Annotated in this window: 11 protein-coding genes; 7 read left to right on the top strand and 4 right to left on the bottom strand. The window is 63.4% G+C overall.

Annotated features, from left to right (window positions below; all coding sequences use genetic code 11):
* Positions 1-55 precede the first annotated feature (55 nt).
* Both AAF358_03900 and AAF358_03895 read right to left on the bottom strand, forming a co-directional pair.
* Positions 56-2,758 (bottom strand): EAL domain-containing protein, encoded by a 2,703-nt coding sequence (locus AAF358_03900; GenBank protein MEM7704669.1) that lies wholly within the window; start codon positions 2,756-2,758, stop codon positions 56-58.
* A gap of 285 nt (positions 2,759-3,043) precedes the next feature.
* Positions 3,044-4,978: an alpha/beta hydrolase domain-containing protein gene (locus AAF358_03895; GenBank protein ID MEM7704668.1), complete on the bottom strand. Its 1,935-nt coding sequence runs from the start codon at positions 4,976-4,978 to the stop codon at positions 3,044-3,046.
* Between the two features lie 201 nt (positions 4,979-5,179).
* Here AAF358_03895 and AAF358_03890 point away from each other — a divergent pair, with 201 nt between their 5' ends.
* From AAF358_03890 to AAF358_03875, 4 genes are all read left to right on the top strand, one after another.
* Positions 5,180-5,458: a permease gene (locus tag AAF358_03890; protein MEM7704667.1), complete on the top strand. Its 279-nt coding sequence runs from the start codon at positions 5,180-5,182 to the stop codon at positions 5,456-5,458.
* Positions 5,455-6,720, top strand: coding sequence for a TAXI family TRAP transporter solute-binding subunit (locus AAF358_03885; protein MEM7704666.1), 1,266 nt, complete (start codon positions 5,455-5,457; stop codon positions 6,718-6,720). The genes AAF358_03890 and AAF358_03885 overlap by 4 nt, the downstream gene beginning before the upstream one ends.
* Entirely contained in the window at positions 6,717-8,009 is a 1,293-nt protein-coding gene (locus AAF358_03880) for a TlpA disulfide reductase family protein (protein ID MEM7704665.1), read from the top strand. Before AAF358_03885 ends, AAF358_03880 begins: the two co-directional genes overlap by 4 nt.
* Before the next feature lie 130 nt (positions 8,010-8,139).
* The gene (locus AAF358_03875; protein MEM7704664.1) at positions 8,140-8,313 is read left to right on the top strand and encodes a hypothetical protein; all 174 of its coding nucleotides are present in this window, start codon (positions 8,140-8,142) and stop codon (positions 8,311-8,313) included.
* Positions 8,314-8,417: 104 nt separating this feature from the next.
* On the opposite strand, the gene ilvC is transcribed toward AAF358_03875, so the two are convergent.
* Complete coding sequence (ilvC, locus tag AAF358_03870; GenBank protein ID MEM7704663.1) at positions 8,418-9,443, bottom strand: ketol-acid reductoisomerase; 1,026 nt, start codon at positions 9,441-9,443, stop codon at positions 8,418-8,420.
* Between the two features lie 102 nt (positions 9,444-9,545).
* Between ilvC and ilvY the strand changes: the two genes are divergently transcribed.
* Positions 9,546-10,460, top strand: a complete 915-nt coding sequence (gene ilvY / locus AAF358_03865) for an HTH-type transcriptional activator IlvY (protein MEM7704662.1) — start codon at positions 9,546-9,548, stop codon at positions 10,458-10,460.
* Positions 10,461-10,462: 2 nt separating this feature from the next.
* The gene (locus tag AAF358_03860) at positions 10,463-11,491 is read left to right on the top strand and encodes a glucokinase (protein ID MEM7704661.1); all 1,029 of its coding nucleotides are present in this window, start codon (positions 10,463-10,465) and stop codon (positions 11,489-11,491) included.
* Positions 11,492-11,543: 52 nt separating this feature from the next.
* Here the strand turns inward: AAF358_03860 and AAF358_03855 are convergent, their stop codons facing one another.
* The gene (locus tag AAF358_03855) at positions 11,544-12,293 is read right to left on the bottom strand and encodes a glucose 1-dehydrogenase (GenBank protein MEM7704660.1); all 750 of its coding nucleotides are present in this window, start codon (positions 12,291-12,293) and stop codon (positions 11,544-11,546) included.
* Positions 12,294-12,395: 102 nt separating this feature from the next.
* Between AAF358_03855 and AAF358_03850 the strand changes: the two genes are divergently transcribed.
* Positions 12,396-13,310, top strand: a complete 915-nt coding sequence (locus tag AAF358_03850) for a LysR family transcriptional regulator (protein ID MEM7704659.1) — start codon at positions 12,396-12,398, stop codon at positions 13,308-13,310.
* The last annotated feature ends 8 nt before the right edge of the window (positions 13,311-13,318 follow it).

The raw sequence follows: 13,318 nt of genomic DNA, 5'->3' as shown, positions 1-13,318 counted from the left end.
TCGGTGCGTTTCAGCGCCCCGTTGGGCGCCAGGAGAAAGGCGCGTCGCGCCGAGGTCAGGCCTGGGCCAGGTGGCGATCCGCAGCTTCGCTGCACTCGAACTGACGGCGAACAATGAACTCGGCCAGCTGATCGATGCCTGGCAGCGGCTCCGAAAACACGTAACCCTGCAGGTCATCGCACCCAAGCGCCTTGAGCTTCCGCAGCTCCAGATCAGTTTCGGCACCCTCGGCGACCGTACGTTTGCCAAGTGAATGGGCGAGCTGCACGACCGCGGTAACAACCCCCTGCTGCGTGTCGTCGGAGTCGACGCGGGTGACAAACGACCGGTCGATCTTGATGGAGTCGACGGGCAGTCGCTGCAGGTAGGTCAGTGACGAGTAGCCGGTGCCGAAATCATCCAGCGCGAGGTTGAGCCCTACCTCCTTGAGCTGCTGGAGCTGACGAATGGCCCAGCCGTTGTCGTTGACCAGCAACGATTCGGTGATCTCGAGCTCCAGCTTGCTGGCGTCCAGAGCGTGTCTGGCGAGGCATTCAGCGACGAAGTCCACGAACTGCGGATCGGCCAGCTGACGCGCTGAGACGTTGACCGAGATTTTAGGCGGTCGCAGCGTCTCGTCCAGCCCGGCAAAGTCGGAGCAGGCACGCTCCAGGACCCAGCGTCCGAGGGCGTTGATCACGCCGTAATCTTCGGCAATTTGAATCATCTCGCCAGGACTGACGCCGGACTCGGGCCAGCGCACCAGGACCTCCGCGCCGCAGAGGTTTCCAGTCCCCAGGGAAAGCTGTGGCTGGTAGGCGAGGGTCAGTGAGTTTTCGGCTAGCGCCTTTCTGAGCTGGGTGAGGATCTGGAACTTACGAGTGATCTCGAGATTGATGTCGTCGGTAAAGAACGTCACCCGATTGCGGCCGAGTTCCTTGGATCGGTACATGGCCGCGTCAGCGTTGCGCAGCAGCTGTCCGGGTTTGGTGCCGTCCTCCGGGTAAATCGCAATCCCGATACTCGCGTTGACCTCCGTGCTGTGCCCGCCGATGGTCACGGCATCCGACAAGGCGGCGATCACCTCCTGGGCTCGCTGGTCCAGGTCCTGCGGCGTTCGGTAGCTGGTGAGAAGCATGACAAATTCGTCGCCTCCGAGGCGGGCGATGGCATCACCGGGCTGGCACAGGTCGTTCAGTCGGCCAGCAACTTCCCGCAGCAGCTGATCTCCACCCTCATGGCCGACAGAGTCGTTGACCAGCTTGAAGTTGTCGAGGTCCAGAAAGAGCAGCGCAAAAGGTTCACCGGTCGACAGGTTGCTATCGCAGGCCAGCCTGAGCCGGTCTTCCAGAAGATGCCGATTCGGCAGGCCGGTCAGCGAGTCGAAGTTCGCTTTGGCAAACAGCGCTTTTTCCTTCTCGGCGGCGGTCAGGGTCACGGCGACACGGTCCCGGAGCTCCATCGCCTGGCTGCGGATCTCCGCTTCCGAGGTGTCAGCTGCGGGCATACCGGCCAGCATGAACCCCAGCGGTCGGGAGTGCCAGGTGATGCCCAGAAGGAGCCCGCTGCTCCCGCCCAGTTCACGCATGGATTCGGCGCCGGCCCAACGAGGGTCAAGGCCTACCGGGTGTCGAGCGCTCGCCAGCAGCGCTAGATCAGCGTCGCTCAACGTGGCCCGGGACAGCGGCGTGATCTTGCCGTCTTGTTTGCGGGTGCTCTGACAGATCGCCTCGGTTGGACTTTCCGGATCGATGATGCCAATGGTCAGAAAATCCGCTTCGACAAACGAAAAGGCGCGCCCGAGAATCAGGTTGAGGACGGTCTCCGGCGACTCGCTTTGCAGGATCAGCTGATCGATCTCGGCGTTGCTGCGATAGCGGCCGACCTGCTCCTGGAGCTGCACCATCATGGCGTTGAAACGTTGGCTGAGCTCTCCGAGCTCGTCGTTATCGTCGACCTGAACGGGCAGGTCAAAGTTGGCCATGCCGACACGATCGGTGGCCTCCTTGAGCGCCTGCATGGGTTTTTGCTGCCGTCGGCGCAGCAGGAAAGCCGCCAGCGCCGCGAGAACCACCGAGAGACCGGTCAGCGCGGCTAACAGCCGACCTAGGCCAAGCTCGCCAAGCAGGCTGGTGTCGGTCCTGAAGGCCACCAGCTCGAGCGCAGCGCCCGCGAAAGGTTCGTTGATCACCAGCTCTTGGCGGACGTGTTCGACGGGGTTTTCTTCTCCCAAACCCAACTGAAACCCCCGGTCAGCGGCATCGTCCAGGCGGTCGAGCAGCGGGCCGGCGCCGGCGACAGCCCCCTCCCGGGTGCCGCAATACACCGGCGCCAGGGTGGCCAGCGACTCCAGACAGAGAACCACACCCGGAGGCAGCGTGACCGTGCCACGCCACAGCCAGGTCTCACTCAACAATGCCCGGACGCCGGTCTGGGAACCACGGAGCAGCAGCCAGACCCCGTCACCGGACGTTTCCAGGGCAACCCGCGGGCCCGAGGGCGCCACATCCATGCTGCTTTCGAGCGACTGGAACGCGCCGCCTTCGAGTACGGTGTCGGAACGCAGGAGCTGCAGCAGGGCCTCCTCAAGCCGCGTCGCGAGCAGCTGGCCCTGCGATTGCACAACGTCGAAGAGCACGGTTTGCCGCTGTTCTTGAATGGTGGCGGTGAGGTGGCTGAGCGCGTAGACGCTCACGGCGATGACCGGGAGGGCGGCCACCAGCAAAAAAGTCAAAAACAGGCGGCGGCCTGGACCGATCGGGGCGGCAAGCGTGGGCATCTCAGCGTCGCCCGTTCCGTCGGCCTGACCGTGAGGTCACGCGGTGCGGTTTCCAGGCGACGGCAAACGGCCGCAAGGTGGGGTCACCCCCGCCAAGGCCGCTCGATGAACAGAATTTGCCTGTCCTCGCCATGGTTCCGCCGTTCCTTAACTACCCCGGGATGCACTGTGACATAGATCCCCCGCCAAAACCCCTCAAGACTGAAGAAAAAACCGCTGCGGTGACAATCGTTTACGGCTCGCGGCGTAGATTAAGGAAAGGGGTCGGCTGATCGGCGAAAAACTTTAGTTTTGTGGCGCTGCCCCGACGAGGTCGGCAACCGCTGCGTCTGACTCTAAACAGGTCAGCTCGCGGGCCCAGCGATGCCTGTCCAGCGCGCTGGCGATGATGCGCTGGCGATCTTCGTGGTGGACGTACCCACCATCAATGAGTTCGTCCGCGGCTTCCGCAATGGCCTCCATCGGCACCGTCTCGGCCAGCGTCGGTCGGCTGTCACCGGCGTGTCGACAGGTCCTCAGCGGCACCAGAAGGCCCGTGAAGTCCTTCAGCTCGGTCGGGTTGGGCAATCCGTCGCGACGCGCCCAGGGTGTGTAGGTGGCGGCCGGGACCACAATTTCCAGATTGCGGATTCCGCCCCGTTCGTTGCCGTAATCGTCAACCGCGGGCACCAGGACGGGAAAAGCCGTCCCCAGCTCGGGGGGCTGCAGGTCGATGATGCCCTGGCGCCAGCGGCGACCGAAGTTAGCTCGGTAGGCCTCCTGCGCCACCGGTGGCGCTGCCACGCCCGCCAGCGACGGAAAACGAAAGTCTTGGATGGTGAGAAGCGAACCGTCGGCGAGCTTCGGGTAGCGGCTTGGCGGCGGCGCCTCGCCGCGGACCACCCAGCCCTCCAGCCTCAGCAGCAGGGCGCGCAGGTTGACCAGAAAATCGAGCGGGTTGCTTCGCCAGATTCCGTCGCCGGGCGGGTTGGCCGGGTCGGGGGGCGCGCCGACAAAGTGTTGTCCGGAGGCCAGATGGTAAATCCGCTCGTTGCTTAGCGGCGGTACGTCGCGTGTGCCGTCGGGGCTGACGTGCAGCAGCGCCGCGGAGCGGCCCCAGTACTCGTAGCCGGTATTGGTGTAGACAATGCGGGGCAGCAGCGAAGGGTCCTGGTAGGTCGCGAACAGCCCGTCAGTCTGGCCGCTCACCGAATCAAGCTGCGTGGTGCCGCTGAAAGGAAACAGGTCGGTGGGATAAAAAAATGCCGAATAGCGGTGTCCGTCGCGGGACGGCTGGGCGAAGCGGTGGTTGAAGCTTCCTCGCCCGCCACCGGCAGAATGGATCAGCAGACCGTCGAGCGCGCGTCGACCCTGTTCGTCCTCATTGAAACCCTGATAGAGAAACTGCCGCGCAAAGCGGCCGGTCTGCGAAACGCCGAAGCCGAGCACGTGCCCGACGCGGATGGGCGCGTCAGCCGCGTGTTTTAGCCAGCTGGCCATGTCGCGGACTGCCGCCAGGCCCAGGCCCACCAGCTTCGGATCCTTGGCGACGTAGGTCAGCTCATAGATGAAGCCGGGTTCGGCGTTCCCGTCGATTTTGAGATGTGGCGCCTTGTTGCCCAGCGGATTGCGTTCGATCACAAAATCCCACCGGCTGCGGGGAATGATTTCCCTCGGCCCAAGCCGGGCGCGGCGACGCGTCAACACGTTGCGCGGATCTACCGAGCGGGCCGGTCGATAGGCCTGATGGTTGCGGTGTGCCAGCGCCAGCAGCTCCGTCGGTTCATCCACCACCCAGTCAGAGCGCACCAGACCGTAGTTGGCCGGGTCACGGCTCGGCGCATACGGCACCTCCAGACGCAGCCGGCTCTGTCCGTCTTCCGGGACGTCCCACTGCCAGCCCACCCAGACCAGCGTCATGCCGCGACGCATCAGCAGCCCGTCACCAAAGTGTTGCGGCAGCGCCGGCTCCAGACTGAACTCGCCGCGTTGAAAGTAGCGCAGGCCGGCGATACCGCCGCGGTTGGAGATTTCCAGCAGCGCGACCGGGTCCTCCGGTTGCTCCATGGGCCTCAGCATCAGGAAGTTGGCGCTGGCGACGGCCCAGCCGTGGGGATGGGTCGTCCGGACCAGGGAGATGTCGCTGATTCGCTGGTTGACCGCCAGCGCCGGGTCGATCGCAAACCGAACCGTGCCGCTCAGCCGCTCGTAGGCCGGATATTGCTCGGTCGCTGGAATCAACTGGCGGTCGCGGATTTTTACCGAGTCGACCCGCGCACCGCAGATGCCTCCGAACGCGAGCAGCAGCAGGCTCAGCAGCAGCCGGACAAGCCAAACGCGATTGCCGGAGCGCTCAGGCCGTGGGATAGAATGCGTGTTCGTTTTTCTGGACCTTATGCTGCCAAAGCAGGTTCGGAAGCAGGCTAAACGGGCTGAAAGCAAATGGCAATTCACGACGTACTGGGAATGATTGGTGTGGCGCTGCTGCTGCTGGCGTACCTGTCGCTGCAGCGCGGCTGGTGCAGCGCATCCGCATGGCCCTACTATGCCGCCAACGCCGCCGGGGCGGGGCTGATTCTGCTGTCTCTGTGGATCGACTTTAATCTTTCTGCTTTTGTGATCGAAACGTGCTGGCTTGGCATCAGCCTGCTCGGCCTGGTCAGCAGTCTGCGCTCCAATCGCGGCGCGTCGGCCGAACAACAGCCGGGGCGGGCCGCTTGAACCGGCCACTGCTGGGCAGCGGCGGTCTGGCGCTGGCGCTGGTCGCCGGCGGATTTTTGCTGGCCTATCAGTTTGTTGAGCCTGCGCCGCCCAAGGAACTCACCCTGGCGACCGGCGGCCCCGATGGCGCCTACCACAAGCTTGGCCAGTCGCTGGCGACGCTGCTGGCCGAGGAGGGTATCGAGCTGCGGCTGACAACCAGCGCCGGCAGTCAGGAAAACGCTGCGCTGCTGGCGGCCGGCGAGGTTGACGTAGCATTAATGCAGGGCGGCACTCGGACGGACAAAACCGCTGAAACGCCGGTCGTCGCGCTGGCGAGCCTCTACTTTGAGCCGCTATGGTTGTTCCATCGCGTTGGGCTTGATCCGATACCTCAGGAGCTGGAGGAGCTCGCGCCGCTGCGGATCAGCCGTGGGGCGGCCGGCAGCGGAACCCGAGACCTCGTGGACGAGCTGCTGCAGCTCAATGGCGTGACCCTCACCTCGCTGGCGCTGCCGGCGCCGGCAGATCCGGACAGCGCGCTGGTGGCCGGCGCGCTCGACGTGCTAGCGGTGGTGGCGGGCGAATCGTCGCCCAGGGTTCAGAAGCTGCTGGCCGATCCGGCCGTTCGACTGCTGGATCTGCCGCGGGCCAACGCTTACCCGCTCCATCGGCGCTACCTTTCGGCCCTGCAGCTGCCGGCCGGCGCGATCGATCTTGCCACCGACAACCCGCCCGAGGATCGTCGGCTGATTGGCGTCGCCGCCATGCTGGTCGCCAGAGAAGACCTGCATCCGGCGCTGGTTGATCTGCTGCTGATGGCCTCGCCGACGGTGGTGGGCGCACCGGGTCTGTTTCAGCAGCGCGACCAGTTTCCCTCGCCGGACTATTTGTCGCTGCCGCTCGCCGACGAAGCGCGGCGATTCCATCAGCGCGGGCCGTCGTTTCTGCAGAGTATCCTGCCGTTCTGGGCGGCCACGCTGATCGATCGACTCATTGTGATGGTGATCCCGCTGCTGGCACTGCTCCTGCCGCTGATTCGCCTGTTACCTCCGGTCTATCGGTGGCGCGTTCGATCGAGAATCTATCGCTGGTATGAAGATCTGCGCCAGCTGGAGTCGCGCCTCGACCGGGAGGGCGTCAGCACCGAGCTGCTGCATCAGGTCGCGGAGCTGGATCGCGAGGTGAAGCAGGTGGACACGCCGCTGTCCTATGCTGACGAGCTGTACCATCTACGTAGCCACATCAAGCTGGTTCGCACCAGAGCTGAGGAAACTTCATGAATAGAGTGATCGGGACGTTTGCGCTGACGGCGATGCTGCTGACCGGCTGCGGTGATGACGGTGCCACGTCCGCCCCGCGAGAAGCTGAGGGCGCAGCGCCGGCCGGCACAACCATCGCCGGATCCTGGCGGGCTGTCCTCTCCTCACCCGGTGGCGAGCTGCCCTTTGAGCTCGTGATCGGTGACGACCAGGCGAGCGGCTATGTCCTCAATGGGGAGGAGCAGGTGCCCTTTGGAAGTGTTGTTCGCAACGGCAGCGAGCTGGTGATGAGCTACCCGTGGTATGACTCAGAGATCACCGCCGAGCTGTCGGACGACGGCTCGGTCATGCGGGGGCGCTGGCGAAAGACCCATGAGGGGGGCGTGGATTCCGCGCTGCCCTTCAGCGCAACCCGGGGCATGGCAATTCGGTTCCTCCCGCTGGCCGGTTCCGGAGCCGGTGACCCACCCGCGTCGATCGACGGCGCCTGGCGGGTAGAGTTCAGCGACGAGGACGGCACCGAGCCCGCGCGAGGCGAGTTCGTCCAGGTCGGGCAGGCGGTGACCGGCACCTTTCTGACCCCAACCGGCGACTACCGCTTTTTGGCCGGCAGCTTTGAAGAGAATCGACTTCGCCTGTCGGCGTTCGATGGCGCTCACGTGTTTCTGTTCGATGCGCGCCTTGATGAGCAAGGGACCCTGAGCGGGGATTTCTGGTCGCGGGAGACCTACCACGCCACCTGGGAGGCGAGCCGCGCGGACGAAGGAGAAAAGATTCTGCCCGATGCCTGGGAGCAGGTAAGTCTGAATTCCGACAGCAACCAAATCGACTTTGAATTCCAAAATCTGGCGGGAGAAACCGTTTCTCTCAAGGATCCTCGTTTTGAGGGCAAGGTGGTGTTGGTGAACCTCTTCGGGAGCTGGTGTCCGAACTGTAACGACGAGGCGCCGCTCTTGAGCCGCTGGTATCGAGAGCGCCGCACCGAAGGGCTCGAAATCGTCGGTTTGGCCTTTGAATTTACCGGCGACGTTGAGCGCGATCGGGAAATGATCGGCCGGTTTCGTGATCGTCACGAGATTGAGTACGAGCTGCTGCTGGCCGGCGTCAACGACAAGGAAGAGGCGGCCGCAACGCTGGGCTTTCTGGACAAGGTTGTGGCCTATCCCACAACGCTTTTCCTGGACCGTGACCATCAAGTGCAGCGGATCCACAGCGGTTTTGCCGGCCCTGGCACCGGGGAATTTCATACGGAAATGCTCAAAGAACTGCAGGCTGAGCTCGATCAGCTGCTGGCAGAACCCAAGATTTAGACCGCCTCAGACCGGCAGTTGACATTCGTTAACGGAAAAAAGGCCGACGTAACATTTCTTAAAACACAAGCGGGATCGCTTTGGGTACATTGACGCCATGGAAACGGCAGTCAAGCAAGGAGCACACGACATGAGCCAAGCAAAATCCAAGCGCGTAAGCCGCGTCGAAATGTACCACGACCTGTCAGTTGAACTGTGCCGGATCGAGATCGCGATGGAAAACCAGGACGAGAAGGATATCGATCAGACGCTGCTGGCCAAGCGGGCCAAGCTGCAAAGCGCTATCAAGCACCTGGCTATCTAACAGAGCATTTTCGAACCACGACGCAGGCGCAGCCTGCGGATAGATCAAGACCGGGTATCGGGTCGCCCACGGAAGGGCGGCCCGATCACCTTTAACCTCAAGCGTTATTGACCGGCCGTCTTCTCCCGGTCGACCAGCTTATTGGCCGTAATCCACGGCATCATGTCCCGAAGTCTTCCACCCACCTGTTCGATCAGGTGTGCTGCGTTGTTGCGTCGCCGGGCCGTCATCGACGGGTAGTTGGTGGCGCCTTCGGAGATAAATTTCTTCGCGTATTCGCCAGACTGGATATCAGCCAGCGCCTCGCGCATGGCGGCCCGCGAACCCTCGTTGATCACCTTGGGGCCGGTAACGTATTCGCCGAACTCCGCATTGTTGGATATGGAATAGTTCATGTTGGCGATGCCGCCTTCGTACATCAGGTCAACGATCAGCTTCAGTTCGTGCAGGCATTCGAAGTAGGCCAGCTCGGGCGCGTAGCCGGCGTCCACCAGCGTTTCGAACCCCGCCTTGACCAGCTCGACACAGCCCCCGCACAGCACGGTCTGTTCGCCGAAGAGATCGGTTTCCGTTTCGTCCTTGAACGTCGTGGCGATGATCGCGGTGCGCCCGCCGCCGATCCCGCTGGCGTAGGACAGGGCAACCTTCAGCGCGTCGCCGGTGGCATCCTGAAACACCGCAACCAGATCAGGGATTCCGGCGCCGCGCACAAACTCGCTGCGGACCGTATGGCCTGGGGCCTTGGGGGCGATCATGATGACGTCGAGATCCGCTCTCGGCACCACCTGGTTATAGTGCACCGCAAAGCCGTGGGCAAAAGCGAGGGTAGCCCCCTGTTTGATGTTGGGCTCGATCTGCTCCTGATAGAGCGACGCCTGAAACTCGTCCGGCGTCAGCACCATCACCAGGTCCGCCTGCGCCACCGCATCCGCCACCGGCGCCACCTTCAACCCGGCCTGGCGCGCCTTGTCGACCGACGCCGAGTCGCTGCGCAGACCCACAGTTACGTCGACACCGGAATCCTGGAGGTTCAACGCGTGGGCGTGGCCCTGTGATCCGTAGCCAATAACAGCCACCTTGCGCGCCTGGATCAGCCCCAGGTCGCAGTCTTTGTCGTAGTAAATTTCCACGGGTAACGGGTCTCCCTGTTTCGTTGGCGGCAAAGCTTACGCCATTACGCAGTGTTTAGAAAAATGAAATATAATCACTGTATTGTACCGTAATGCACAACAATGGATTTTCGCCATCTAACCAGTTTTACGGCCCTTGCCCGCACCCTGCACTTCGGCAGGGCAGCCAGCGAGCTCAACATCAGCCCGTCGACGCTGAGTCGTAGCATCGCGCAGCTGGAGCGGCTCGTCGGGGTGGAATTACTCGAACGCAACAACCGCCGCGTTGTGCTGACGCCGGCCGGCGAGCGCTTTCAGCAGTACGCGCTTCAGGCGCTGACGGGCTGGGATTCGGTTCGGCAGGACCTGCGCGAAGGTGCGGAAAGCCTGCACGGTGAGATTCGCATCTACTGCTCGGTCACGGCGAGCTATAGCTATCTGCACCGCATGCTGACCGACTTTCTTGGACAGCACCCGCGAGTCAAGATCAGTCTGCGGACCGGCGACCCCGAGCTGGCGCCGGATCGGGTGCGCTCAGGCCAGGAAGAGATTGCGATCGGCGTCAAGCCCGATCGCCCGCCGGCGGGGCTGTCTTTTCGATCGTTGGCCGAGTCGGCCCTGCAGCTCATCGCCGCCGCCGACGCTAGCAAAGGCCCTGCGAGCTTCGGGCCAAAGCAGCTCGCGGGCGAATCGCTGGTGCTGCCGGAACGGGGTGTCGGTCGGGTGCGCATCGATAGCTGGATGCGTGAGCAAAACGTCACGCCCGCGGTGGCCGCACAGGTTGCCGGCAACGAGGCCATCGTCAGCATGGTCAGTCTGGGCCGAGGTCTCGGCGTGGTGCCCCAGATTGTGCTGGACAACAGCCCGCTGGCGGACCGGGTTCGGGTCCTGCCCCTGCGCCCGCGGCTCGGATCGATCGAAATCGGACTGTTTGCCCAGGACAGCCGGCTGCAGGGCCGGCTTCTTCGAACGTTCTGGGAGTCGGCGTCAAGCGTACAAAGCGCATCCGGTGCCGCGGCCATAACTAAGGTTCCCTGAACGTGACAACAGCTCGCCATATCACCGCCGTCGACATCGGCGGCACTCACGTGCGCTTTGCGCCGGCGCAAATCCGTGCCGGCGAGCGCCCGAGGCTCGGCGAACCGGTGGTGCTGCGCACCGCCGAGTTTGCCGGACTGACCTCAGCCTGGCAGAGCTACCTGCGACAAGACCAGGCGCGAGTGGAAGAACATTCGGCCGAAGCGGTGTCGGTCTGCTTTGCGGGGCCCGTCCGGGGGCAGACGCTCAAAGCGACCAACAGCCACTGGCTCATTCAGCGCGATCGCGTGGCCGAAGAGCTGGGTGTCAAACAAGTACACCTGATGAACGATTTTGGCGCGATGGCCTACGGGGTTTCGCAACTGAGCAGCGATGAGCTCCAGCCGATCTGCGGCCCTACTGATGGCCCGGCTTTAGACCCTCTCGCTGACGGCGTTACCACCGTGATCGGACCGGGTACCGGGCTGGGCGTCGCGATCTTGATTCGGCGCCAGGGGCGCGTGATGGTCCTGGAGACGGAAGGCGGGCACATCGATTTTGCCCCGCTGGACGAAATGGAATCGGCCATCGTCAAGCAGCTGCGTGAGCAGTTCCTGCGCGTATCGGTTGAGCGAATCGTGTCCGGGCCCGGTCTCAACCACCTCGCTCACGCTATCGCCAGAATTGAGCGGCGCACCATCCAGCCCCTGGACGATCCGGAGCTCTGGGCCCAGGCCCTGGACCCTGATACCGAGGACGATCTTCCCGCGCTGGCGCTCCAGCGATTCTGCCGTGCCTACGGCGCGGTGGCCGGCGACCTGGCGCTGGCCCATGGCGCCTCTCGCGTGGTGCTCGTGGGCGGTCTGTCTAACCGGCTGGCCGAAACTCTGCGGCAGGCGCCTTTTTTCCGCCAGTTCTGCGCCAAAGGGCGATACCAAGCTGATATGGCGAAGATTCCGGTGCTGGTGGCGTCGCACGACCAGCTGGGGCTGCTGGGTGCAGCAGCGGGGTTTGCGGCGGAGGCGAATCTGGCGGAAGCCTCGTCTTCCTGAGGTCCGGGTGGAATGCCCCGCCGCACCGGATGGTACAGCGGGGCTTGAATCGTTAGACGCTCATCCAGCCGCCGTCGATCAGCAGGTCGGCAGCGGTCATATAAGCTGAGTCATTGCTGGCCAGGAACAGCGCGGCGTTGGCCATATCCTGCGGCGTGCCTGCGCGGCCCAGCGGGGCCTGGCTTTCGACCATCCCGATAAATCCTTCAAAATCCTCGGCCGGTACGTTCGTTCGGTCGGCAAAGTTGGTGCGCACGATGCCGGGGCTGAGCGTGTTGACCCGGATCTGCCGCGGTGCCAGTTCCGCTGCCAGCGTTCGGCCCAGCGAACGGACGGCGGCTTTGCTGGCAAAGTACAGGCTGCCGGTGGCAACACCCTTCTCGTGAACCGCAGATGCGGTCAGGATGATGCTGGCCCCATCGTTGATCAGCGGTAGCAGCTTCTGCACCGTGAAGAACGCGCCTTTGACGTTGATATCGAACTGTTTGTCGTAGCCCGCTTCGTCCACCTGCTCAATCGGTGCAAAAACGCCTAGCCCGGCGTTCGCAAACAGAATGTCGATCCCGCCGTGCTTCTGCCGGGTCACCTCAGCGAGCCGATCCAGATCCGCAAGGCTGGTGACGTCACCCTGGACAGCGATAGCGTTCTCGCCGAGCGTCTCAACCGCCTCGTTCAGACTGCGCTCGTTGCGACCAAAGATTACGACCTTGGCGCCTTGCTCGATGTAGGTCTGTGCGGTCGCCAGCCCGAGACCGCTGTTGCCGCCCGTGATAACCGCTACTTTTCCGTTTAGCTTGCTCATGATTGTTGCTCCTATTTGATTGGGCCCGGAGGCCGTTGCTTCAGTGAGTTCAGGCTACGGAAGCGCATTGCATAAATGAAATGAATATGAAATATTTTCAATATGCACAAGATTAATGTGGACGCGCTGGATCTGAATCTGCTGCGCGTGTTTGATGCCGTGATGCTGGAGCGCAACGTGACCCGTGCCGCCGAGCGGCTGTATCTGTCGCAGCCGGCCGTGAGCCACGCGCTCACGCGTCTTCGGCATACGCTGAAGGACCCGCTGTTTGTGAAAGGCCCGCAGGGGATGCAGCCGACGCCCCGTGCCGCCGAGCTTGCCGAACCCATCAACGGTGCGCTCATGGCGCTGAGAGATGCGCTGGACCCAACGGTGTTCGACCCGGCCGAATCGAATCGCAGCTTCACCATCGCCACGCATGACTACCTCACGACCGTTCTGATGGATCGCGTGGCGGCCCATCTCAGCGAGTTGGCGCCCGGCGTTCGCCTCCACCTCAAGCCGACGGAAGGGCGGGCGCTGGAGATGCTCGACCGACAGGAGGCTGAGCTGGCGATCTCAGCTTTTGGGGAGCTGGGCTCGCGCTTTGCTCAGCAACAGCTGTTTGAAGACGGCTATGTGGTGCTGACGCGCCGAGACCATGCGCTGGCGCGCGGGCGGATCACGGTCAAACGGTTCGCCCAGGCGCGCCATCTGCTGGTGAGCCCGCGTGGGGATGCGCGGGGGTGGGTGGATACGGTTCTCGCGGGCCAGGGGATGACTCGCCAGGTGGCGATGGTGATCAATCACTTTGCGCCGGCCGGCCAGATTGTGGCGCACTCAGACCTGGTGCTGACGCTTCCTGAACGCGTGGCTGAACGCTTTTGTGAGGACCCGACATTGGTCCAGCACCCGTGTCCGCTCAAACCTCTCGAAACCTTTACCCGGACTTCGATGGTTTGGCACCGACGCTTCGGTCAGCACCCGGCGCTGGACTGGCTTCGCGGCACGCTGCTAAAGATCGCGTCCGCCGCCTGAGCTCACTC

The sequence above is a fragment of the Pseudomonadota bacterium genome (genome assembly GCA_039033415.1).
Taxonomy (GTDB): domain Bacteria; phylum Pseudomonadota; class Gammaproteobacteria; order Xanthomonadales; family SZUA-38; genus JANQOZ01.
Note: the sequence above shows the minus strand (reverse complement) of the source record. Positions and strands in the feature narration are given on the sequence as shown.

What these genes read in the sequence shown, in the direction of transcription:
- AAF358_03900 (MEM7704669.1), bottom strand. Translation starts at nt 2,758, where the DNA reads ATGCCCACGCTTGCCGCCCCGATCGGTCCAGGCCGCCGCCTGTTTTTG.
- AAF358_03890 (MEM7704667.1), top strand. Translation starts at nt 5,180, where the DNA reads ATGGCAATTCACGACGTACTGGGAATGATTGGTGTGGCGCTGCTGCTG.
- AAF358_03880 (MEM7704665.1), top strand. Translation starts at nt 6,717, where the DNA reads ATGAATAGAGTGATCGGGACGTTTGCGCTGACGGCGATGCTGCTGACC.
- AAF358_03875 (MEM7704664.1), top strand. Translation starts at nt 8,140, where the DNA reads ATGAGCCAAGCAAAATCCAAGCGCGTAAGCCGCGTCGAAATGTACCAC.
- ilvY (MEM7704662.1), top strand. Translation starts at nt 9,546, where the DNA reads ATGGATTTTCGCCATCTAACCAGTTTTACGGCCCTTGCCCGCACCCTG.
- AAF358_03855 (MEM7704660.1), bottom strand. Translation starts at nt 12,293, where the DNA reads ATGAGCAAGCTAAACGGAAAAGTAGCGGTTATCACGGGCGGCAACAGC.
- AAF358_03850 (MEM7704659.1), top strand. Translation starts at nt 12,396, where the DNA reads ATGCACAAGATTAATGTGGACGCGCTGGATCTGAATCTGCTGCGCGTG.